This is a genomic window from Marinomonas ostreistagni (assembly GCF_016461785.1).
Classification (GTDB): domain Bacteria; phylum Pseudomonadota; class Gammaproteobacteria; order Pseudomonadales; family Marinomonadaceae; genus Marinomonas; species Marinomonas ostreistagni_A.
Map to the genome: position 1 here is coordinate 1 of NZ_JAEMUH010000006.1, position 23,362 is coordinate 23,362.

Annotated in this window: 20 protein-coding genes; 11 read left to right on the forward strand and 9 right to left on the reverse strand. The window is 45.0% G+C overall.

Annotated elements, in window-relative coordinates; genetic code table 11:
- Window positions 1-636, reverse strand: a 636-nt coding sequence (locus JHD44_RS07060) for a retention module-containing protein (protein WP_199462065.1), incomplete at its 3' end; no start/stop codon positions are given.
- Window positions 637-846: 210 nt separating this feature from the next.
- Here JHD44_RS07060 and JHD44_RS07065 point away from each other — a divergent pair.
- Both JHD44_RS07065 and JHD44_RS07070 read left to right on the forward strand, forming a co-directional pair.
- The gene (locus JHD44_RS07065; protein ID WP_199462066.1) at window positions 847-2,331 is read left to right on the forward strand and encodes a SulP family inorganic anion transporter; all 1,485 of its coding nucleotides are present in this window, start codon (window positions 847-849) and stop codon (window positions 2,329-2,331) included.
- Window positions 2,332-2,342: 11 nt separating this feature from the next.
- The gene (locus tag JHD44_RS07070; protein WP_199462067.1) at window positions 2,343-3,188 is read left to right on the forward strand and encodes a universal stress protein; all 846 of its coding nucleotides are present in this window, start codon (window positions 2,343-2,345) and stop codon (window positions 3,186-3,188) included.
- Here JHD44_RS07070 and JHD44_RS07075 read toward each other — a convergent pair.
- A complete protein-coding gene (locus JHD44_RS07075) occupies window positions 3,175-4,287 on the reverse strand; it encodes a GNAT family N-acetyltransferase/peptidase C39 family protein (RefSeq protein WP_199462068.1) in 1,113 nt (370 codons plus the stop codon). The genes JHD44_RS07070 and JHD44_RS07075 overlap by 14 nt on opposite strands.
- 178 nt (window positions 4,288-4,465) lie before the next feature.
- On the opposite strand from JHD44_RS07075, the gene JHD44_RS07080 reads away from it, so the two are divergent.
- From JHD44_RS07080 to JHD44_RS07105, 6 genes are all read left to right on the forward strand, one after another.
- Complete coding sequence (locus JHD44_RS07080) at window positions 4,466-5,932, forward strand: RimK family protein (protein ID WP_199462069.1); 1,467 nt, start codon at window positions 4,466-4,468, stop codon at window positions 5,930-5,932.
- A gap of 194 nt (window positions 5,933-6,126) precedes the next feature.
- Entirely contained in the window at window positions 6,127-6,954 is an 828-nt protein-coding gene (proC, locus tag JHD44_RS07085) for a pyrroline-5-carboxylate reductase (RefSeq protein ID WP_199462070.1), read from the forward strand.
- 79 nt (window positions 6,955-7,033) lie between these two features.
- Window positions 7,034-8,086, forward strand: a complete 1,053-nt coding sequence (gene dctP / locus JHD44_RS07090; RefSeq protein WP_199462071.1) for a TRAP transporter substrate-binding protein DctP — start codon at window positions 7,034-7,036, stop codon at window positions 8,084-8,086.
- Between the two features lie 96 nt (window positions 8,087-8,182).
- Window positions 8,183-8,683 carry a TRAP transporter small permease subunit gene (locus JHD44_RS07095; protein ID WP_199462072.1) on the forward strand — a complete coding sequence of 167 codons (501 nt, stop codon included), beginning with the start codon at window positions 8,183-8,185 and terminating at the stop codon, window positions 8,681-8,683.
- A 3-nt stretch (window positions 8,684-8,686) separates the two neighbouring features.
- Window positions 8,687-10,015: a TRAP transporter large permease gene (locus JHD44_RS07100; RefSeq protein ID WP_199462073.1), complete on the forward strand. Its 1,329-nt coding sequence runs from the start codon at window positions 8,687-8,689 to the stop codon at window positions 10,013-10,015.
- Between the two features lie 155 nt (window positions 10,016-10,170).
- Window positions 10,171-10,914 (forward strand): helix-turn-helix domain-containing protein, encoded by a 744-nt coding sequence (locus JHD44_RS07105; protein ID WP_199462074.1) that lies wholly within the window; start codon window positions 10,171-10,173, stop codon window positions 10,912-10,914.
- On the opposite strand, the gene JHD44_RS07110 is transcribed toward JHD44_RS07105, so the two are convergent.
- From JHD44_RS07110 to JHD44_RS07140, 7 genes are all read right to left on the reverse strand, one after another.
- Window positions 10,911-11,966, reverse strand: a complete 1,056-nt coding sequence (locus JHD44_RS07110) for an ABC transporter substrate-binding protein (RefSeq protein ID WP_199462075.1) — start codon at window positions 11,964-11,966, stop codon at window positions 10,911-10,913. The two genes, JHD44_RS07105 and JHD44_RS07110, sit on opposite strands and share 4 nt — an antisense overlap.
- On the reverse strand, window positions 11,966-13,423 hold the full coding sequence (locus JHD44_RS07115) for a sensor histidine kinase (protein ID WP_199462076.1): 1,458 nt from the start codon (window positions 13,421-13,423) through the stop codon (window positions 11,966-11,968). Before JHD44_RS07115 ends, JHD44_RS07110 begins: the two co-directional genes overlap by 1 nt.
- Window positions 13,386-14,069 (reverse strand): response regulator transcription factor, encoded by a 684-nt coding sequence (locus tag JHD44_RS07120; protein WP_199462077.1) that lies wholly within the window; start codon window positions 14,067-14,069, stop codon window positions 13,386-13,388. Before JHD44_RS07120 ends, JHD44_RS07115 begins: the two co-directional genes overlap by 38 nt.
- Window positions 14,070-14,160: 91 nt before the next feature.
- A complete protein-coding gene (locus tag JHD44_RS07125) occupies window positions 14,161-15,678 on the reverse strand; it encodes a tripartite tricarboxylate transporter permease (RefSeq protein ID WP_199462078.1) in 1,518 nt (505 codons plus the stop codon).
- Window positions 15,679-15,681: 3 nt separating this feature from the next.
- Entirely contained in the window at window positions 15,682-16,122 is a 441-nt protein-coding gene (locus JHD44_RS07130) for a tripartite tricarboxylate transporter TctB family protein (protein ID WP_133560157.1), read from the reverse strand.
- A gap of 66 nt (window positions 16,123-16,188) precedes the next feature.
- A complete protein-coding gene (locus JHD44_RS07135; protein WP_199462079.1) occupies window positions 16,189-17,181 on the reverse strand; it encodes a Bug family tripartite tricarboxylate transporter substrate binding protein in 993 nt (330 codons plus the stop codon).
- A 280-nt stretch (window positions 17,182-17,461) separates the two neighbouring features.
- Complete coding sequence (locus JHD44_RS07140; RefSeq protein ID WP_199462080.1) at window positions 17,462-18,691, reverse strand: pyridoxal-phosphate-dependent aminotransferase family protein; 1,230 nt, start codon at window positions 18,689-18,691, stop codon at window positions 17,462-17,464.
- Window positions 18,692-19,391: 700 nt separating this feature from the next.
- On the opposite strand from JHD44_RS07140, the gene JHD44_RS07145 reads away from it, so the two are divergent.
- From JHD44_RS07145 to JHD44_RS07155, 3 genes are all read left to right on the forward strand, one after another.
- Window positions 19,392-20,216 carry an HAD-IIB family hydrolase gene (locus JHD44_RS07145; RefSeq protein WP_199462081.1) on the forward strand — a complete coding sequence of 275 codons (825 nt, stop codon included), beginning with the start codon at window positions 19,392-19,394 and terminating at the stop codon, window positions 20,214-20,216.
- 62 nt (window positions 20,217-20,278) lie between these two features.
- Window positions 20,279-21,505, forward strand: coding sequence for a glycosyl transferase (locus tag JHD44_RS07150; RefSeq protein ID WP_199462082.1), 1,227 nt, complete (start codon window positions 20,279-20,281; stop codon window positions 21,503-21,505).
- A 64-nt stretch (window positions 21,506-21,569) separates the two neighbouring features.
- Window positions 21,570-23,324 carry an alpha-amylase family glycosyl hydrolase gene (locus JHD44_RS07155; RefSeq protein WP_199462083.1) on the forward strand — a complete coding sequence of 585 codons (1,755 nt, stop codon included), beginning with the start codon at window positions 21,570-21,572 and terminating at the stop codon, window positions 23,322-23,324.
- Window positions 23,325-23,362 lie beyond the last annotated feature (38 nt).

The following is a 23,362-nucleotide window of genomic DNA, read 5'->3' on the forward strand; positions in this document are numbered from 1 at the left end:
TGGCTCAGCTTCTGGTTCTGGCTCAGCTTCTGGTTCTGGCTCAGCTTCTGGTTCTGCGGCCGGCTCGGTTTGATTTGCTGACGCGGCAGCAGATTCTGAATTGTCATCCGTTGTTACAGTGCCATCATCAGCTTGTGCTTCAGTATCATAGCCGTAAGTAGGACTTGCTTCTTGACTTGAACGTGCGATATCAACTGTTACTCCACCAACATTATCATCTGCTGGCGTTTCACCTGCGGCCGGTGCCTCTTGAACTTGAGTAGGGTCTTGTCCAGCTAAGATGGCTTGCTGAAGCGCTGTAAGATCAGCACCACCATCAGCAACAAAATCGGCACCATTAGGGTTTTCCAAAAATAATCCAGCATCGCCCTGTGTATTTTTGGCTAAAGATAGAACTTCATCATTAATTTCAACCGCTGAGGCATCAGCAACAAATATTTCCGTACCATCAGTGAAGCTTACTGTTGCGCTGCTTTCTGCTGCCGCAACCAGTGTGTCCCCTTGAAAAATTGGATCGCCAACTTTCAATACTCGCTCTTGTCCGTTAGCTGATTGAGCTCTAACAGAGCCATCCAATTGGGTCACGAAGCCAACTGGTTCACCGAGTGTTACGAAAGATTGTTGATTGTCGCTCATGGTAGAATCCCTACTTAAATTTACACTTATTCCAAAGCTAGCCTCTTTAGTCGTACATATCTATTGTACCAAGGTACAGTCAGGGCGATTTCGATCAAATTGCGTTCACAATTATGTCTCTTTATAATGTGACGCTTCATTTAGCAGCGTATGACATGCAAGGTGTCGCACTTACTCAGCTGCGTTTTCTCTATTGAATAAAGGGTGTCCATGACTGATACATTAAAAAGAGAGTGGTTCTCGAACATACGTGGTGACGTATTGTCCGGTACCGTGGTGGCGTTAGCTTTGATACCAGAAGCGATTGCCTTTTCGATCATTGCTGGGGTTGATCCGAAAGTTGGTCTATATGCTTCTTTCTGTATTGCGGTAATCATTTCTTTCTTAGGTGGTCGCCCAGGAATGATTTCTGCTGCCACAGGTGCCATGGCTTTGCTGATGGTAACTCTGGTTAAGGAACACGGTTTAGAGTACTTACTCGCGGCCAGCCTTCTATGTGGTGTGTTCCAGATTATTGCTGGCTATCTCAAACTCGGTAGTTTGATGAGATTTGTGTCACGCTCAGTTGTCACAGGTTTTGTTAATGCTCTAGCAATATTAATCTTTATGGCACAATTGCCTGAGTTAACTAACGTTACGTGGCATGTTTATGCAATGACGGCTGCAGGACTGGGTATCATTTACTTATTCCCTTACCTACCTGTCATCGGTAAGTCTTTGCCAAGCCCGTTAGTTTGTATCGTTGTTCTAACGGCTTTCTCTCTTGCGGTCGGTTTAGACATACGAACCGTAGGCGATATGGGGGAGCTACCAGACTCTTTGCCTATCTTCCTTCTACCGGATGTTCCTCTTAACTTAGAAACACTGATGATTATTTTGCCTTACTCATTGGGTCTTGCGGTTGTCGGCTTGCTGGAGTCTATGATGACCGCCACTATCGTAGATGAATTAACTGACACCACTAGTGATCGTAATCGTGAATGTAAAGGTCAAGGGGTTGCTAACATCGGTGCTAGCTTGATGGGCGGCATGGCAGGCTGCGCTATGATCGGACAATCTGTTATCAACGTTAAGTCCGGCGGTCGCTGTCGTTTATCCACCTTTATAGCTGGTGTGTTGTTGCTCATCATGGTGGTTTTCCTAGATGACCTAATTGGCCAAATACCAATGGCTGCTCTAGTCGCAGTTATGATCATGGTTTCTATTGGTACCTTCTCCTGGGAATCGGTTATCAATCTTAAACATCACCCAATGTCGACAAACGTTGTCATGCTGGCCACCGTAGCCATTGTTGTCGCTACTCATAACCTTGCATTAGGTGTATTCGCTGGTGTTTTACTTGCTTCATTGTTCTTTGCCAACAAGATTGGCCGTTTCATGGTGGTAAAAAACGAACACTCTGCCGAGCACACAACTTACAAAGTCGTTGGCCAAGTATTCTTTGCCTCATCAGAGCAATTCAATCAGTCATTTGATTTCAAAGAAGTTGTGCCGAATGTGACCATTGACCTGTCTCAAGCGCATTTCTGGGATATCACCGCGGTATCAGCCCTAGATAAAGTCGTGATTAAATTCCGTCGCGAGGGAGCAAATGTTGATGTGATCGGGATGAATGAAGCGACTGCAACGGTAGTTGACAAATTTGGCGTACACAACAAACCTGAAGAAGCTGAAAAGCTTTTAAATGGCCATTAAGGAGAGGTTGTATGAAACAGATCATAACTTGCATTGATGGATCACCTTTAACTGAGCAAGTGCTTAATGCCACTGAATGGGTTGCAAAGAAAACAGAAGCGCCTGTCACCTTGCTTCACGCACTAGAGAAAGCAAACTCTCAAACTCATGATTTATCTGGCACCATTGGCTTCAGCAGTCGTGAGCATTTGCTGTCAGAGCTAACTGAGCTTGATGAAAAACGCGCTAAGCTTGCGTTGGAACATGGACGCCTGCTTCTTGACGGTGCACAAGCGCATTTGCAACAAAATGACATAAGCGCGACACCGCTTCAAAGACACGGCGATTTCGTCACAACGCTTAGCGATCTCGAGCAAGACGCACGAGTATTTATTGTCGGCAAACAAGGCACTGAGCATTGTCAGCAACATGTGATTGGCTCTAACCTTGAGCATGCTGCTCGTACGTTATCACAACCCATTTTGGTCATTCCAAGTGAGTTCTCGGCACCAAGCTCTTTCATGGTCGCATTCGATGGTCGCGAAACCTCTATCAAAGCGCTTGAGAAAATCGCCAATAGTCCTTTACTCAAGGATATTCCATGCCACTTGGTTATGGTTAAGCGCGATAAAACTGGCCAACAAGAAACCCTAGATCAAGCAAAATCCCAACTAGTTGATCTGGGCTTCAACGTAACAGGTCATATGATCGAAGGAGACAACATTCAATCTACACTGCTGTCATTTCAACAGCAGCATAATATTGATCTCATTGCCATGGGGGCTTACGCCCATTCAAAAGTTAGGCAGTTTTTTGTGGGAAGCAACACCACCAAAATGCTAACGGAAAGTACAGTACCCGTACTTATTCTGCGTTAGTTTTTGAAACTAAGACCGCCGCTCGCAACTGCGAGCGGCCAAACTTACTCATTTTCTCAAAGTCAGTGATTAACAAAGGCACATACTGACATTCGACTAAGGCAACATCATCCTCAAAATCTGGATCATGCACATATATATGCTGCTCATCATAACCCGTCACAACCACCCAGTGAGGAGCTTTCTTGCCATCAAAGCGATAAGTACTAATTAAGACTATCACCCATTGCCCCCCATCCACAGCCTGCTTTAAATCCAATACCGTCATAGGCTGACCATGGACTTGCACACCTTCTGCAGCACTCTCTTTCAAGAACTTACTATGGCAGGCAGCAAGCACTGTCTTCTTAAGTTCATCACGAACACCATCAAGGAACAACGGCTGATCATCATTCAACCAGACCTCAGCATCAAAGCCGCGACGCTTTGCGGCCAGCGCAAGCCCTGTTGGATGACATCCGCCATGACCACTGGTCATGTAAATAGTCGTGGCTTCACGCCAAATATCCAATTCATGCTCTAGGGAAACATCCGCACTTTCATCATTCGCCGCACACACCATTAACAAAGAAGCAGGACCACAGGTAAACGGCGTGCGCTGCCCAACATAAGGTACTTTTAAGAGCTTACTTTTGTCATCAAATGCTCGAATACGTTTATGCATCCGTACCGCATTACTGGTGTCTTCATAATAGTTTTGATAACTACCAAAGGTTCGATAACCTAGCTTCTTATAAAGCGCAATCGCAGCTTCGTTCCTTTCACTGACTTCAAGTCGCAAAGAAATACAGCCGTGCTTCGCAGCGTGCTTTTCGGATTGCGTAAGCAATAGCGATCCAACTCCCTTGCCACGGGCATGCTGCGATACCGCTAAGGAATACAAGCGAGCATGGGCGCGTCCTTTAAAGAAGTGTACCAATGCATACCCTTGAAGCGCTTCATCTTCATAAGCAACCAACATGACAGACGTCTCCGCCTTAATGGCATGCCGCAAACTACGGCGACTCATGCGGTCTCCTTGGAATGCCTCTTTTTCAAGGATATCTAGCGCTTCTAAATCGGAAAGCTGTGCAATGCGAACGTGTATGTTTGATGTCATAAAAAGGCCCTCTGAGCCTTAACCAAGACAATAATAATGAAGCGGATTCTAGGGCAACGGCCTATTGAAAATATAGTCCTAAATATGCTTAAAATTTGAATAATTGACTACTATTAGAAAAGCAAAAAAGAGCGCATTATCCGCGCATATCAACAAGCCTATAGAAGGACTTTTCTGCATGGCACAAACTTACATCGTGGTCGATCAATTAAAAGACTGGTCAGCATTTCTTCCAAGTGATCACGTCATCACCTTCCCCCAATATCTTTCCCTTACAACGAAGGCGAACGATCGCACACGCATTATTAACTTGTGTAAGAGCAGTCGCTATTTATCAGACGGTTACTACTGCTCTTTGCTTGCAGAAAGCCGTGGCCAGAATGTAATGCCATCGGTTCGCACTTTAAATGACCTTAACAAAAAGGCTCTTTACGACATTGAATTATCCCAATGGCTACCAGCTTTGGCTGAGAAGCTTGGCACACCGAACGAACCAACGACCATTAAAGGCCACGCAGTATTTGGTAACACTTTACGCCCAGAACTGAAGGAATTCGCACGTAAGTTGTTTGAGAAATTTCCGTCTCCAGTCATTGAGTTCACCTTAAGCTTTAAAAAACAGTGGCAAGTGAAATCTTTAAAAGCGACATCACACCAAGTACTAGACGATGCGGAAGAAACCTTGTTTGCCGAGGCACTTGACGGCTTTAGCAATAAGGTATGGAGCAAAGCGCGTAAAAGCCGCAGCATTAAGTTTGACTTGGCCATGTTGGTAAACCCAGAAGAAGAACTGCCACCAAGTGATAAGCAAGCCCTTAAAAAGTTTGTACAAGCAGGTAAGCAACTGGGTATCCAAGTAGACATCATTGGTCCAAAGGACATCGTACGCTTGCCAGAATACGATGGTTTGTTTATTCGCGAAACAACTAACATTGACCACCATACTTACCAATTTGCCAAAAAAGCCGAAGCCTATGGCTTAGTGGTAATGGATGATCCGCAGTCAATCATGCGTTGTACTAACAAAGTGTACTTAGCGGACTTGTTCAATACACACAAAGTACCAAGCCCGAAAACTCGCATTATCCATAAAGGTGAAAGCAATATTGAAGACGCCTTGGAACAGCACATTAGCTACCCTATGGTGGTTAAGATTCCTGACGGCGCGTTTTCAAAAGGTGTTTTAAAAGCCCAAGATCGTGCGGAATTGACCAAGTGTCTAGATGAGTTATTTAAGAAGTCGAGTTTATTGCTGGTACAAGAATACTTGTACACCGAATTCGACTGGCGTATTGGCATTTTGAACAACAAGCCGATCTTTGCTTGTCGTTACTACATGGTGAAAAACCACTGGCAGATTTACCAGCACGGCGAATCAAAAAGTGAAAGCGGCGGCTTTGATACATTGCCAACGTTCGAAGTACCGCGCCGTGTCCTACAAGCTGCGATCGCCGCAACCAAACCGATTGGTAACGGTTTATACGGTGTCGACATAAAAGAAGTAAAAGGTCGCGGCTATGTGATTGAAGTGAATGACAACCCTAGTATCGATCGTGGTGTCGAAGACAAATACTTAGGTGACGAGCTGTACATGCAAATCATGTCGGAATTCCTTCGTCGCATGCAGCAAAAGACTACAAATTAATACCGTATTAAGCCTCTGATTCATGGTCCGTACTTACGGGCCATGAATAACTTAAAATACCTTCCTCCATTTTTTGATCATGAAGTGCTGAGTTTTTCGCACGTTAATTCCTTCCGAGTTCCATAAAATCCTCTAAAAGTCGCGAAGTGGTTTACATATTCACTTCTCATTTGCATACCTCGAGGTTTTTTTAAATGTCACAACACATTGCCTTTATCGGTGCAGGAAACATGTCGAGTGCACTGTACGGCGGACTCATTCACTCCGGCTATTCTGCAACAGATATCACCGCAACTTCACCTGAGCCTCAGATTTTAGAAGCACAGCAGCAAAAATATGGTATTCACACCACCACAGACAACTTACTCGCGGCAACTAAGGCTGATGTATTGGTGTTGGCTGTCAAACCTCAGATTTTAAAGCATGTCTGCATTGAAATCGCATCAGTCATCCAAAACAGAAAAACACCACCTCTGATTATTTCTATTGCAGCAGGTGTTGATTGTTTCGCAATACAAACTTGGCTCAAGACAAATGTCGCTATCGTACGCTGCATGCCTAATACACCGGCCCTCATTGGTGTGGGTGCATCAGGCCTGTATGCCAACCAGCAAGTTACTAACCAACAAAAAAGCTTAGCTGAAACCCTATTCAAAGCAGTTGGTATGGTTGAGTGGGTGAACGACGAAGAATTATTAAATGCTGTAACCGCGGTATCCGGCAGTGCGCCAGCTTACTTCTTTTTAATGCTTGAAGCGATGCAGCAAACCGCCATGAAGCAAGGACTATCAAGCGAAGCTGCACGAAACCTAGCCCAGCAGACAGCTTTAGGCGCGGCCAAAATGGCCACTGAAAGCCCCCTTTCACTATCGACCTTAATGCAGAACGTTATGTCTCCACAAGGCTCCACGGAGCAAGCCATTTTCTCCCTGCAAGGCGATCACTTTAGCCAGATCATTGAACGCGCAATGAACGCCTGCATGGAACGAGCTCAAACCATGCAAAACGAGTTTGGAGTGTAGTCCCCACCCCAACAAGGTGCTCAGGGATGTAGCACCTATTTCTAAAAGGATGACCCAATTGAATGACAAAGGAACCAAGATGAAATTAAAAAAAGTATTCGGTCTTGCAACAGGTCTTTTGGCCGTAACTCTTTCCACTCAAACCCTTGCGGAAAATAACTGGCGTATGGCGACACCTTGGTCCGGTGGTCCTTGGCTAGAACGTGATGCGCAAGGCTTTGTGGACCATGTAAATACCCTAAGTAATGGCGGTTTTAATATTAAGCTATTCCCAGGTGGCACCCTTGGCAGCGCGCTGAAAGTCACCGATTCTGTTCAGTCTGGCGTCGCTCAAATCAGTCATAACTACATCAATTATGATTATGGCATGGACCCAACTACCGCATTATTAGCAGGTCACTCAAGTGGCTTAACCCCTGAAGAATTCATGCTTTGGATGTACCAAGGTGGCGGTGTAGAACTGTATGAACAATACCGTCTTGAGCAGTTCAATGTGGTTGCTTTTCCTTGTTCCATCTTGGGCACAGAGATTTTCTTACACTCCAACAAAGCCGTTCGTACACTGGAAGACTTCAAAGGTCTTCGACTACGCACCTCCGGTGCTTGGGCTGAAATTGCTTCGCGCCTAGGCGCATCAACCGTCGTAATGGCAGGTAGTGAGATCTACAGCGCTCTAGAACGCGGCGTCATTGATGCTGCCGAATGGGGAAGCCCTGAAATGAACAAGCCAACAGGCTTTCAAGAAGTTGCTAAATACGTAATCTTCCCTGGTATTCACCAATCCGGTGGCGTCTTAGAGTGTGAAGTCAACAAACGCGCTTGGGACAAACTATCCGATCAAGAACAAAACCTGCTTCGCCAAGCCGGCAAGCTGTCTGTATTTGATTCTTGGTTAGCAGCTTCCTATGCAGACTTAGATGCTTTTGAAGAACTGAAAGCAGGTAACAATGAGCTAGTCGAACTGGACCCAAGCTTCATCAGCGCAGTCCTAAAGGAAACAAAAGCTTGGGAAGACAGTCATGCCAAGGAGAACACTTGGTTCGCAAAAGTCTTAGCTTCTCAACGTGCTTTCAAGGAGAAAATCCAAAGCTGGCCTGAATACCGTCTGCAAATCGGTAAAACAGAAAGCTAAATCATTATCAATTTTGCCCCTAGCTGAAAGAAATACATCCACAGCAGAAGCCTAAGAGCTTCTGCTGTCCATCCAATCTTTACATTGAAAGCAACTATGAGACTCATCCACTTCCTCGATGGGGTAACACGCCTTTTTGGAGCGTTGGCAGCCCTATTGATTTTGCCACTGACGTTTGCGCTGGTTTATGAAGTATTCAGCCGCTACGTATTAAATCAACCTACCTTATGGGCTTATGAAATCAGCTATATGGTAATGGGCGCATTATTCATGCTGGGGATGGCCAATGCTTTACGTTTGAAGCAACACGTCAGCGTTGACATTGTCACACTACATTTGTCTATAGCAGCTGTCGCTTATCTGCGTACTGTATTTTACCTAGCACTGATTCCACTAATGTTCTGGCTTACATGGGAACTCGCCCACTACACCTATGAAGCCTTTGTACGCCACGAGCGCTCTGGCCGCTCAGCATGGAACCCTGTGATGTGGCCGGTATACACCTCTTGGTTCATTGGCTTTCTGCTTCTGGCCCTACAACTCATTTCCGAACTACTTAAAAACCTATTGATCATCACCACTGGAAAGGAGCACTAACCCATGGGCGAATATTTATCTTTACTCATGTTTCCAGCGCTGATTGCTCTGATTTTCTTAGGGTTGCAGATTTCGTTTGCAATGATGCTGAGTGCAGCGGCATTCGGTTACCTTGTTTTTGAAAATGTGGTCGCCTATCAATTACTGTCGAAAATAGAAGAAACCGCTTCCAATTCAGTATTAGCCGCTGTTCCTTTGTTTATCTTTATGGGCGCTATGCTGGAAAAGTCTGGTATAGCTGAACGTCTATTTCACGCGATCCATTTATGGACTCGCCGCCTACCTGGTGGGATTGGTGTTGGTACTATTCTACTAGGGACTATCTTTGCTGCCGCAAGTGGCGTAGTTGGGGCAACAGAAGCAGTAATTGGTCTATTAGCCATTCCCATCATGCTCAAGCACCAATATGACAAGCGCTTGTTATCCGGAGTCATTTGCGCAAGTGGTTCTTTAGGGACCGCCATCCCGCCGTCCATTACAGTTATCGTTTTAGGACCTGTTGCGGGGGTTTCTGTTGGGCAATTATTTAACGGTCTACTGCTTCCTGGTTTATTGATGGCTGGGTTGTTTATTCTGTATGTAATATTAGCCGCAACTCTAAAACCGAGCCTAGCGCCTTCAGACCATGAAGAGGCTGCGGCCGTACCATTATCTGAAAAGCTAAAACTGACCGTTACAGCACTACTGCCTGCGGCAGCATTAATATTCACTGTCTTAGGTACGATTTTATTAGGTCTAGCCACACCGACAGAAGCCTCAGCCTGTGGTGCCGTAGGTGCCGTGTTGTTGTCCGTTTTATATCGTAGCTGTTCACTATCCGTATTGTGGGAGTCAGTGCTACGCACCGTCAATATCTCTGCCATGATCTTAATGATCGTCATGGCTGGCAATATGTTTGCTGGGATTTTCTTTGCAACTGGTGGTATGGGAACGGTGCAATCCTTGCTAATGGACTCAGGTCTTAACCGTTATGCAGTGTTAGCCATGATCTTATTGATTGCTTTCATAGCGGGCTTTCTTTTAGACATGATGTCTGTTGTGTTGATCATCATCCCAGTAGCGATGCCAATCGTAAGACTTTTAGGCTTTGATGAAATTTGGTTTTGTGTAGCGTTCTTGGTCATTCTACAAACCAGTTACCTCACACCACCATTAGCGCCATCCATTTTCTATCTGCGGGCGATTTCGCCACCAAGCATTACCTTGAAACATATGTATGCAGGTGTCATCCCATTTATATTGATACAGATAATGGTTTTAACCGCTGTCCTAGCGATACCAGAACTGGCCACTTGGCTACCTGAGAAGCTAACCCAAACCACATGGTCGTAGCTGACCGTTTGTACAAACTTTCACGCAAAAGTAAATAGAAATCATTATTGAAAATGTGCCTCAGAAATGGGGCACTATTCGAAAAACGCAATTTAATTGAATACCAATTCAATTTAGGGAAAAATCCTCTTATAACAAACATAACAAGAACGCCTATGCAAATTCGAGATGTCCTTTTACCCAATCATTGTCATGCACACAGTCATGATTTCCATCAGATCATTTTTCACGTCAACGATGAAGCTCTGTTCGACATCAACGGCATTCGAGAAACCATGAATGCACAACGCGGTTGCATTATCCCTACAACAGAAAAGCATTGCTATAAAGGCTTAGGAGACAGCCGTCAGGTGATCATCGACCTACCGATTCTCTCTTTTCATACTCGGGTTGATTCACTCTTTGATAACCCATGCTATTTCGAGGCAGATCGCAACTTAGTACAACTGGTACGATGCATTCAAAATGAAGAAAGGTATTTTAACCATTTCCCAGAGGCGTACCTCAACATCTCAATGGGCTTAATGGCCTCTTTGTATTGTCGGATCGTAGGTGAAAAGCCAGATACAAAGTTTTACAATCGGCTTAATATTTCCTGTATTGAGAGCTTTGTCGAACACCATCTTGCAGACAAAATAAGCGTAGCACAGCTCGCGGATATGAATCACATGAGTCGTGGTCACTTCAATGAGCTATTCATCAAACAGACTGGCATCTCTCCCTATCAATTCATTTTGAAAAAGCGCCTAGAAGGCGCTCACGAGCTGATCGTTACGACCAGAAAGCCATTATCATTGATAGCAGAGCAAGTCGGGTTTAGTTCACAAAGCGCTTTAACTCATGCCTTTGCAAAGTACTTCGGTTATGCTCCTAGGCAATTAAGACAAGTAAGCTGTTAATCATCACTGCTAAGCTCTAGAGCCAGCTCCCAGTTCTTGATAAAGCGACGCTGCTTTACTAAATCACGCCCCACTAGCAGCTGTTGGTCTAAATCTACCGTTCGAATCGTCCGGGTCGGCCCGATGGGCATGGCAAAATGAGGCTCGTATTCAGAGGCACGTATCGGATACAGTAACTCCTCACTGGTCATCAGAGATTGCCCTTCATCTGATAGCAGAAAATCAATAAAAAGACCGGCATCTAGGGCATTTGGTGCATGTTTTGGAATAACTGCTGTACGCATAAGCATGAGGGTGTAGTCCTTGGGAATGATCATTTCAATGCTTGAATCATTATTGGCTCGCTGCGCAGCATAGGACCCTAACAAGTTGTAGCCGACCACTAATTTCCCGCTGGCAACATCATCAATAATATCACTGGAACAACAATAGGTTTTCACCCCATGACTGCCAAAAGCTTCTAACATACGTCCCCAGGTAGCATCTGCTTGCCTCGCATCTTGGCTGGCTAAAAGATAGCCCACTCCACTCTTGCGTATATCATAGGTTCCCATTCGACCGGATACGTACTCATCGTTCTGGCGAATATAACTGAGCAACGCTTGGCGATCTTGAGGCATGTCTATCTCTGCAAACGCCTTTTTATTCACCATCATGACAACAGGCTCATAAGAGAAAGCGAATACTTCACTGCGCCATTTCGCTTTACTTGGAAGTCGCGCAGTTTCATCAGAACGATACGGTTGCGTGAAGCCGTCATTCACTAGCTTTAACTGTAAATCCATGGCACTGCTAATCACTAAACTTGCGCTTGGTTGTGCAGACTCAGAAACGGTTAAGTAATACAGTTCAAGCGTATTAACATCGATGTAGCCGACGCGAATGTCAGGATGACGTGTGACAAAGCGTTCCAATAAAGGCCTAAACGAGCTCATATCCAACGTGGAGTTAATATACAGCACTCTTGTTGCACTCGTAGAACCGAACCAAATCGGCTCCGCATGCAGTACCGATGCGAATAGGCAACTAAACCATACGATAAATCGTTTCATTAGCTATCCTCCCGAAACTTAAAAGCAGGAAAATCAACCGTTACCACGGTGCCGTGAGGGTGATTATCAGACAAGGTAATATCAGCCTGATGATACTTTGTAATGTCTTTGACTAACGATAAACCAACACCTGAGCCTGCTATGTCATAGCGACCACGATAAAAACGCTCAAAAACGCGTTGCTTATCAACATCACTAATCCCTACCCCTTGGTCCATGACTTCGACACGATAAACATTAGGCATGGGAGTAATGCGAATCACCACTTCTTTTTGTTCGACGCCGTTTTCTAACACGCTATAGCGAACCGCGTTTTCAATTAGATTCTGCATCATTTGTTCGATTGCAACAGTATCCCCAACAATGATGGCTTCTTCCAGCTCGCTCTCAAAACACAGCATGACACCTTTGCGCAGTGCCGTTAAAGCTTGAGCTCGACAAGACTCACGGACAGGCTGAACCAGATCAATTAAGCCCATTGGCTGAGATTGCAGTCGATGGCTAATCGTCGCTTGGTTCAAGAGAAAACTTACCGTATCGCTTAGTGCCTCGCACTGTTCAATGATCTTTTCCAGAGCTTGGCGTTGCTGCTCTGGTCTACCGATATCACGCGCGTTTTCTGCTAACGCCTTAAGACTTGCTATCGGTGTACGCAATTGGTGTGCGGCGTTTCCTGTATAGTTTTCTAACTCTTCCAGGTTACTTTGCAAACGCAACATAAAATCATTGATGACGACTTTTAAATGATAGGTTTCTCGAGGAGTTTTCAATGTAAGCGGCGTCAGATCCCCTGGGGTTCGAGACTCTAAAACTTGCTCAATTCGATGCAATGGACGCAACACAATCTGACTGCCGATAACAATCAAAGCAATCGATACCAACGCCACCAGAGTAATTAGTTCAACGGCCCGCTGAGTAATAGAAGCCGCCATCTCTTCCCTAGATAAACGCGTGTGTGCAAGCACCGTTCGCACGGTACCACTAGCATCTGGCTCGGTGATATAACGTTCTAACCAAGCGAAGCGCAACACTTCACCAGAGTATGTTCGATCAAAAAACTGAATAGTGCCATAGTCGACGGGCAAAGCAGGCGAGGAATCTAAATTAAAGTAACCCGTAATAAAACCTTGGGAGGAGCTTTCAACCTTGTAGAAAACTCGGTCCTCACTTGCCTGAGCTAGCGTGGCGAAGGCTGACCAAGGGATATCAATAGTGATTTCACCTTCAATCTGACCAACATTTTCATCCATTTGCAACAAGGCGCTGCGTAACAAGCGATCGTAAGAAATATCAGCTAAGCGTTCACTGTAGTCAAACACCAATTTAATCGCCAATAAAGCAATCAAAATAATTGTAAAGGCACCAACTACAATGAACCGCCCCCTTAAAGAAGGAGAATGCTGATAATCAAGCTGACGCTCATACCCGTTTAACGGACGTAGAGATCTCCGCCACATAGCCAATGCCTCGCAAGGTGCTAATCACCAAATCACTTCCTGAGAGCTTTTTGCGTAGCCTTGCCACGTAAAGCTCAATCGCATTTGGGCCAGGAGTCTCATCAAAATTGAAAAGGTGTTCCGTGATTTCATCTTTACTTAGCACTCGACCTAAATGCCCTAAAAAGATTTCTAATAACCGAAATTCTCTATTCGTAATCGCACGAACTTCTTTGTCCACCATCACCTGACGGCTGTCCCGATCTACGGTGATATTACCATGCTCTGTGATGTTGGAAGCATAACCTTGTTTGCGTCTTAGCAAGGCACGACAGCGAGCTTCAAGCTCGCCAAAATCGAACGGCTTCGTTAAATAATCATCCGCACCTGCATCGAGCAGTCGAATCCGATCATCCACTTGGTCTCGTGCGGTTAAAATCAACACTGGCGTAGCATCTTCTCGCTGTCGTAAAGCTTGCAATATCTGTAAACCGGACACATTTGGTAGGTTTAAATCAAGAATGATGAGATCAACGGATTGATATCGCAAAAACTCGTTTGCTTGTTTACCATCTTGAATCAAGTCTGCACCATGGCCTATGCTAGATAAGCGATCACATATTGCTTGCCCTAGGACCTCAGTATCTTCTACCACTAAAATCCGCATACCTACTCCTTGCAGCCTAAAACGAAACAAGCCCGATTGATCCTCTCAATCGGACTTGTGGCCAACTAATGATTATTCAGTTTAGCAACCCTTAATCGGTCAGACCATCCTTCGAGCGCTTCATTTTCGTACGAAGAATCTTACCAAATACCATTGGTAGAATCAGTCCAGCAAGCGCAACGACCCACAGGCCAATACTCAAACCACTACTCCAAAGTACTGTCCAATCACCGTCAGATAGAACAAGCGCGTGGCGAAGGTTTTTCTCCATTTCAGGGCCAAGCAACATACCAAGAATGACTGGTACTAGTGGAATTTCCACTTTACGTAGTACGTAACCCATGATGCCGAAGCCAACCATGAAGTACAAATCGATCGCACTGCCCGTGATTGAAAAGATACCTACCGAAGCAATCAGTGTCACAATCGGCATTAGATACTTCGGCGGAATGCTAAGTAGCTTAACAAACACACCCACCATTGGGATGTTAAGCAGTAGCAGCACCAAGTTACCTACGAATAATGCAGCAATAACACCCCAAACTAGATCAGGACTTTGCTGGAACAACATAGGACCTGGGTTTACGTTTAGAGAGATCAGCATGGCAAGCAATACTGCTGTAGTACCACTACCTGGCACACCTAGGGTTAGCATTGGTACTAGCGCACCGGATGCAGCACCGTTGTTACCCGCTTCTGGCGCCGCAACACCGCGTGGGTCACCCTTACCAAATTCCCCTGTGTCAGATACTTTCTTCTCAAGCGTGTAACTAACAAAGCTCCCCAAGGAAGCACCCGCACCTGGCAATACACCTGAAACGAAACCTAACAGCGCACCACGTAACGAAGCAGGCAATACAAATAAAATGTCTTTAGCGGTTAATTTCAGCTTGTTGAGCGCCACTTGCTTAAGGCCGTCACCTGCATGTTGCTCTAGGAAGAAGAACAATTCGGAAATAGCAAACAAACCAACAATCGCAATAAGGAAGTCAATACCTTCAAACAGATGCAAACTGTCATAGGTGTATCGCTGAACACCAGACGAAATGTCTATACCAACGGTTGCGATCATTAGACCTAGCGCTGCAGCGATCAGTGTCTTAAATTGGTTTTTACCGGTAATACCACCCAGTGTTGCAAACGCTAACGCAAACAATGCGAAGTATTCTGCAGGGCCAAATTTCAAAGCAAATTTCGCTAGAATCGGCGCTAAAATAACCAGACCGATTGTGGCGATAAAACTACCGATAAACGATGCAATAGCGGAAGTCGCCAATGCCTCAGCAGCTTTACCTTTGACGGCCATCGGATAACCGTCTAGACACGTCATCATCGCCGGCTCATCACCCGGAATGTTTAGTAGAATCGACGAAATACGACCGCCGTACATCGCCCCTGCGTAAACAGAAGTTAAAAGAATTAAAGAAGAAGTAGGAGACAGCCCCAAGCTAAACGCTAATGGAATCAAAATCGCCACACCGTTCGCAGGACCTAATCCTGGTAGCGCACCAATCAAGGTACCTAAAATAGCACCGATCAATGCGAACATAATGCTTTCAGGTGACAACGCCACCGCAAAGCCTTGCATTAATAGTTCAATCGTACCCATAACTTACAGCCCCAAAATACCTGAAGGTAACGCCAACTCGAGCACACGCGTAAACAACACGTAAATCACAACTGATGTTATAGCACCGGTTAGCAAACTTTTTCCTGGGGTTGCCCCCATACGCCAACATAGGAACGCAACAGCAGGAGTTGCCGATAAAACAAAGCCTACATACTCAAGGCCAAAGGCGAATAACACTAATACCAAGCAGACAATACCTAACTCTATAAGCATTGAAACCGCTGGCCATTTTGCATCTTCGTCTGGCTTAACGATCATGTAGATAGAGCCAATCGCCAAAATAATAGACAGTAGAATCGGGAATGTTTCAGGCCCTACGGATTCCTGTCCACCAAAAGGTATAGGAAACTTCGTCGCTTCATAACCGTAGGTAACGGCTAAAATAAGCAATAGAACCCCAAACACACGGTCGGTAATACGCATGTATCTGCTCCAACAATAACAAGGAAAAAACTGAGGGGGAGCGGGTCCCCCTCAAATCGGGTCTAATTAGCGAATTAGACCGATATCTTTAGATAGGATTTGGATATCAAGAGTTTGGTTCTTCACGAATTGAGTGAACTCTTCACCTGATTTTTTGAATGGCATTAGACCGTTTTTGGTCATCACATCCTTCCATTCTTGAGTTTGGTACAACTCATCTACTGTGTTTACCCACCAGTCGTATGAGTCCTGGCTCGCTTCGCCTGGTACATAGAAACCACGCCAGTTTGGTGCAACAGAGCTAATACCCTGCTCCATAGCAGTTGGAATTTGATCGAATGGCGCTGGCAAACGTTCTTCAGATAGAACCGCTAGGACACGTAGGTCACCAGAGTCCATGAAGCCTTTAACTTCTGAGATATCACCTGTAAACGCATCAACGTGGCCGCCCACTACTTGAACAAGAGCTTCAGAACCACCGCTGAACGCCAGGTAACGAATTTTTGGAAGGTTTTCTACTTGCGCTTCTTTCGCAGTAATTAGGACTTTCAAATGATCCCAGCCACCCGATGCACTACCACCGGCAAATTTCACGGAACCTTGGTCATTTTTCAAGGCTTCCATCATTTGGCTTAAAGAAGTGTATTTTGAATCTTTACCTACAGCGATAACACCGTAGTCTGCACCCAGTGTGCCCACCCATTTAACTTGGTCAGCATTCATGCCTGGGAATTGGCCTTGAGCAAGGCGAGTTGTTGTAGCCGTACTTGCTGCAACAATTAGGGCTTCATCATCAGCACGTTTACTTACAGTGTGCGCAAAAGCTACACCACCACCAGCACCTGCCATGTTGACAGTTTGAACGTTACCTTTGATGTAGTCTAAGTCGGTCAATACCTTACCTACACTACGACATGTGAAGTCCCAACCACCACCAGGATTTGCTGGCGCAATACATTCCGCACTGCGTGATTGCTCGAAAGCTTGCGCTTGACCTGCGATCGCTAACGCCGCAGCACCTGAAACGAGAACAGACTTCATTGACATGGTCTTAAGCATGACTTTATCTCCTGCTTTTATTGTTTTTGTATTTAGATAAAAGATGTATCTATACATCCATGTTGTAGAACATACTCCGCTAACCTGTCACAACCCTGTCACTAGTAACGTTTTTGTGCAAAATGTGTAAAAAACACGCTTATCGATAATATTAATGTCATTCACACAACGAGAATTCAGGCTCTTTCGAAGCATAAATTGAGCTTAGACCAAAAATAAAAAAATCCCTGTTTTTTTGCTAAAACAGGGATTTCGATGACTTTAATGTCTAAAAAGTCAATTACGCTACATCTTGATGAATCAGTCTAGGTGTTTTCTGTAGATAAGCTTCCATTTCAGCCATACCGTTAGGCTGGTCTACTTTTACACCAAGGTCACGCATGGTGCTACCAAATGCATGAAGCGTTCTGAACAAGTTGTGTTCTCGGCACTGTTCACCCATTTGCCCAATTCGCACAATCGGCTGGCCAAAAGAGCCAGCAATCTCAACTCGATAAGTCGCTGAAATATGGTCACAGATTTGTTTTGCGGACAGCCCCTCTGGAATGCTAATTCCCACAACCGAGTTGAGTCGAGCAGGCGGCTCTATAAACAACTCAAGCCCCATACCTTGAATTCCGGATTGTAGCGCCTGAGAACAACGTAAATGACGCGCAAAACGCTGCTCAAGAGTCTCTTCACAAACTAGTTTCAGGGCTTCATGTAAGGCCATGATCCCAGACACTGGCGCTGTGTAGTGATAGCCATCGCGGTGCCAAAAGTTTTCCGCTAAACGGACATCAAAACACCAATGTGTCAGTGGCGTTGTGCGATTTTCAATAGCCCGCCAAGCATCATCTGAGAAAGCAACCAGTGATACCCCTGGGATAGACGACAGCCCCTTTTGCCCCCCTGTAATCACGCAGTCAACATTCCACTCATCCATTTTCAGTGGCATGGTACTTAGCGTACACACGGCATCCACTACGACTAAGCAACCATACTCTTTAGCAATCTTTGCTATGTCTTTTAATGTGTAGTTACACACGGTATTAGATGTCTCGCCCTGCACCATGCTGATCACTTTGGGACGAACTTGCTCGATCGCCTTACGCACACGGTCAGGGTCTGCAGCTTCATGTACTGGGATATGAAGTTCATGAACGTCCGCGCCAATGCGAGTTGCCATTTCAGCCATTCGATGACTAAAGAAGCCATTGTTCAAACACAAGATTTTTTCACCCGGTTGCAGCAAGTTCACTGCCGACATTTCCATCGCGGCGGAGGCAGGTCCCGCGACACCAAGCACCCACTTGGATTCCGTTTGAAACACGTAACGTGCCATGCTTTTAACTTGGTTAATCACTTTGGCCATAGTTGGGCCTAAATGATTAATCACAACTGAGTTGGCTTTGGCAACGCGCTCAGGAATAGGAACTGGGCCAGCTCCCATCATCAAAAGTGGCTCTTGAGGAAGAATATCGTCTAAGGATTGAAGTTGTGGACGGGGAATACCCGTTGAAGAGTCCATTATGACCTGCCTTTTAAAGTGTAAAATAAGAAAAATCCTTCTCGACCATCTCAGAAAGCAAATATCGAAATTTACCTTTTTTCAGAGTAAAACTCGGTATATTTAATATTTCCAAAATAATCATCTGAAATAATACTGCAAACAGCTCATGTTTAAGAGTATAGTTTTTGAAAAGAGTCGAATCACCCAAAACTAAGCAACTGACCCATACAAGTCACCAGTAATGGTTTTAAAAGGCAGCATTTTTTACTTCAAGACCAGATTCCTAGAGCTTGAGCAAGTCAGAAAACTCTTGTTCTACAAACTGGCATATTTGTTTCATATCATTGTGCAGACGCACAAACAGCGAACCATAATGGTGCAAAATCTATAACAACCACAACGCCAATCTTGAAGACTATTCACCGCACATCAGCAACCGATCTGGTTAATAAATGCTCACTTTGATAGGGCTTACAGCAATGACCTCATTCTTTTCTAAACCCTTTGAATTCAAGAGCTTTCGCTGTCACAAATCTGTGTTGAACAAACGCTAAATTAACACACACATTATTTTAATTTCGTGCTCTGGCAAGCATATTGCTTTCACTACTATGCCAATCGGTACAGTGAATGTCCCAAAACAGGTCAGAGGTACATTGACTGGTTTTTGCAAAGGAGGAAAGGTGAAGAACGCTATTAAAGCGACCTCACCGAATGTATGACGACTACTTTATTAGTCTTTACAGATTTAGATGGCACGTTACTAGATCATTACGACTATAACTTTTCTGCGGCCAATGACGCGCTTAGCAGTTTAAGAACACTAGGAATTCCTTGTGTTTTAAACACTAGCAAGACTTATGCTGAACTTTTAGAGCTTCGTCATGCACTGCGCCACAAGGATCCGTTTATCGTTGAGAACGGGGCGGCTATTTATCTGCCCATAAACAGCCGTTTCGATCCCAACCCTGAATGGGCACAATGTGGTGATTTTTGGGTGAAAGCATTTGGTCCCAATCGTCAAGAGCTTATTAAGGTTGCTCAATCCATGAAATCCCAGTTTGACTTTATTGGTTATCACGACCTTACGAAAGAGCAACTAATGGAGCACACTGGGCTCGACTTCAATACAGCAGCGCTCTCTATGCAAAGAGAGTTCACTGAACCTCTAATTTGGAATGATTCAAATAATGCTTTGGCTGAGTTTCGCAGTCTCATGGAAAAGGAAGGCATCAAAGTCCAAAAAGGCGGACGTTTTGTTCATCTTATGGGGCAAGACTGCGATAAAGCAATCGCCATGCAATGGCTTATAGAATGCTATCAATCTTGTACCTCTGATACGGTCAAAAGTATTGCTTTAGGTGATGGGGAGAACGACGTTGAAATGATAAGCAAGGCCAATATTCCTGTGGTAGTGCGTTCGCCAGTCCACGCGCCACCAGAAATCCCTAATCGAAATGACGTATGGATAACCGATTCATATGGGCCAAAAGGCTGGAGCGAAGCGATTAACCAAGCGCTAAAAAACGAAGGGTTTATTTAATTTTTTTCGGCTGGTGAACTGGCCCGCCGAACAAGCATGAACAATGCTAAAGGAGACAAACAATGGGTGACTTTTACCAAAACGGCATATTAACTACATTGCATAATTTGTCACAGCGACCGCTGGAAGAAATGGAAAGTGAGCTGTGTGAATTCGCAAAAAAACGCCCAATGGCCTTAATCTTACCTTGCTTGTATTCCGAGCTTGAAACGGAGGCGATGCCAAATATCATTCGCCACCTGAAGCAAGTTCCTTATCCGATTGAGATCATCATCGGCCTTGATCGTGCAACGGAAGAACAATACAAACACGCTTTGGAATTCTTTTCTGAGCTACCGCAGAAACATAAAGTACTTTGGAATGACGGCCCGCGCTTACGCGCCATTGATGAAATTCTTAAAGGTGAAAAGTTATCACCGAATGATCCCGGCAAAGGTCGTAATGTTTGGTTCTGTATGGGCTATGCACTCACATCATCCGATGCAGACGCTGTTGCCATGCATGACTGTGATATCGTCACTTATGACCGTAGTTTACTTGCTCGCTTGATCTACCCTGTCGCTAACCCTAACTTCAACTACGAATTCTGTAAGGGCTTTTATGCCCGCACGGCGAATGGAAAAATGAATGGTCGTGTAAGCCGACTGCTGGTAACGCCATTACTCTACTCGCTCAAGAAAGTTTTAGGTCATTTAGATTATCTAGATTACCTAGACAGCTACCGCTACTCACTAGCGGGGGAGTTTTCATTCCGCCGCGATGTGATGACAGATTTACGAATTCCGAGCGATTGGGGCTTAGAGATTGGTGTGCTATCAGAAATGTATCGCAACTACTCTACCAACCGTTTATGTCAGGTGGACATTGCCGATGCGTACGATCACAAGCACCAGGACTTATCTGCGGATAACGATGATGGTGGCTTATCTAAAATGTCGATCGATATTACCAAAGCGATCTTCCGTAAGCTGGCCACCAACGGCATCGTCTTTAACCAAGAAACCTTCCGCACCATCAAAGCCACCTATTATCGAGTAGCATTAGATTTCATCGAAACCTACCGTAATGACGCGGAGATCAATGGTTTAAAACTGGATGTTCACTCTGAAGAACGAGCTGTAGAGCTATTTGCCAGCAATATTATGAAAGCTGGCAACATGTATTTAGAAAACCCTATGGAAGCTCCATTTATTCCAAGCTGGAACCGTGTGGCTAGCGCCTTCCCAGGTGTAATGCAACAACTTGAAGAAGCAGTGGCACAAGACATGCTGGAGTATGGGCCAAAATAGCCCTTACTCCAAAGCACTGCTTAATATTCAATTTCATGCACAATGATTTATAAGGTAGTTATTTATGGATGCAGCGCCCCTCTCACATTTAGAACAGCGATTAATTGGCCACTTACAAGTTCTGTATCCTCATCTTGATGCAGGGGAAATGGCAAGAAATTGTTTAGCCACATTTGGTTTAGATCCAAAGACAGAATCTCCGCAACCCCATAGAAACATCTGGGATCAGTCGGATATCATGTTGATCACCTATGCCGACACCCTACGTCGTGAGAATGAGCCACCCATTAATACGCTGCATCATTTTGTCAAAACAGAGCTGGCTCAATGTATCTCTACTGTTCACCTGTTGCCATTTTTTCCATACAGCTCGGATGATGGCTTCAGTGTGATGGACTACACCTCCGTTAACCCATCCGCTGGTAAGTGGCGTGATATCTCAGCTTTAGCACAAGATTTCAAAGTGATGGGGGATCTGGTGATCAACCACTGTTCCAGCCGAAGCATGTGGTTTGAGAACTTTAAAGCGGGAGTTGAACCAGGTGCTAGCTACTTTTACGAGGCCGATCCTAACGCTGACTTGAGCAATGTTGTACGCCCAAGAACATCCCCTTTGTTACGTGAAGTCCAAACCAAGAATGGCACTAAGTATGTTTGGTGTACTTTTAGTCATGATCAAGTTGACCTGAACTTCGAAAATCCCAAGGTGTTGATGGAGTTCTTGCGCATCATCCGTCTCTACTTAGAAAAAGGCATTCGCTGGTTTAGGTTGGATGCGGTCGCTTTTCTTTGGAAGAGCCCTGGTACACCAAGCATCAACCTACCCAATACCCATGAAATGATTCGCTTACTGCGTTTGATGATCGAGCATTATGCGCCTGACGCGGTCATTATTACCGAAACCAATATCCCTAACCGAGAAAACTTAACCTACTTTGGTAACGCCAACGAAGCACACCTAATATACAATTTCTCGCTGCCACCACTTTTAATTAACACGCTGGTCTCGGGAGACTGCGATCACTTGAAAAATTGGCTAATGAGAATGCCGCCAGCCCAACAAGGTACGACTTACCTAAACTTTGTCGCGTCTCATGATGGTGTCGGTTTACGACCAACAGAAGGCTTACTAAGTGAATGGGAGCTGGACAACCTCATCAGCACAATGAAACGCTTTGGCGGAAAGATTAGCTCGAGAACAACACTAACAGGCGAAGCGAAACCTTACGAAATCAACATTAGTTTGTGGGATGCCTTAAGCGGTTCCGTTAGCAAAGGTCCAGACCAATGGCAGTTTGCCCGCTTCATGTGTGCTGCGGCAGTACAGTTAGCTTTGGAAGGCTTACCAGCTTTTTATATTCATTCTTTGTTTGGCACTGAAAACGATTGCGCACGTGTCGACAATACTGGGCAATTTCGCTCAATCAACCGCCATATCTGGGACATGGATGATTTAGAGCACAAGCTCAACACTCCTACTCATCACCAAAAAGTATTTCAGGCGTTGAGAAACCTCATCCAAATCAGACGTGCGCAGCCGGCCTTTCACCCTAATGCAACTCAGTATATCCTACATACCGGTAACAAATTGTTTGCATTTTGGCGCCAGAGCTTGGATCGTCGCCAAAGCTTGTTTGCGATCTATAATATCACCGATGAGCCACAAAGCTTTAACTTAGCTGAGCTTAACTTAATCGCTACGGACGATTGGACGGATTTAGTGACTGATCAGAAATACGAGGATAGACTTGCTCAAGTCACCTTGATGCCTTACCAGTTCTTATGGTTAGCCAACAAGAAAAGTAAGACTAAACAATAAATTAGCCTTACTACGATCAATTACTTAGCCGCGCTAAG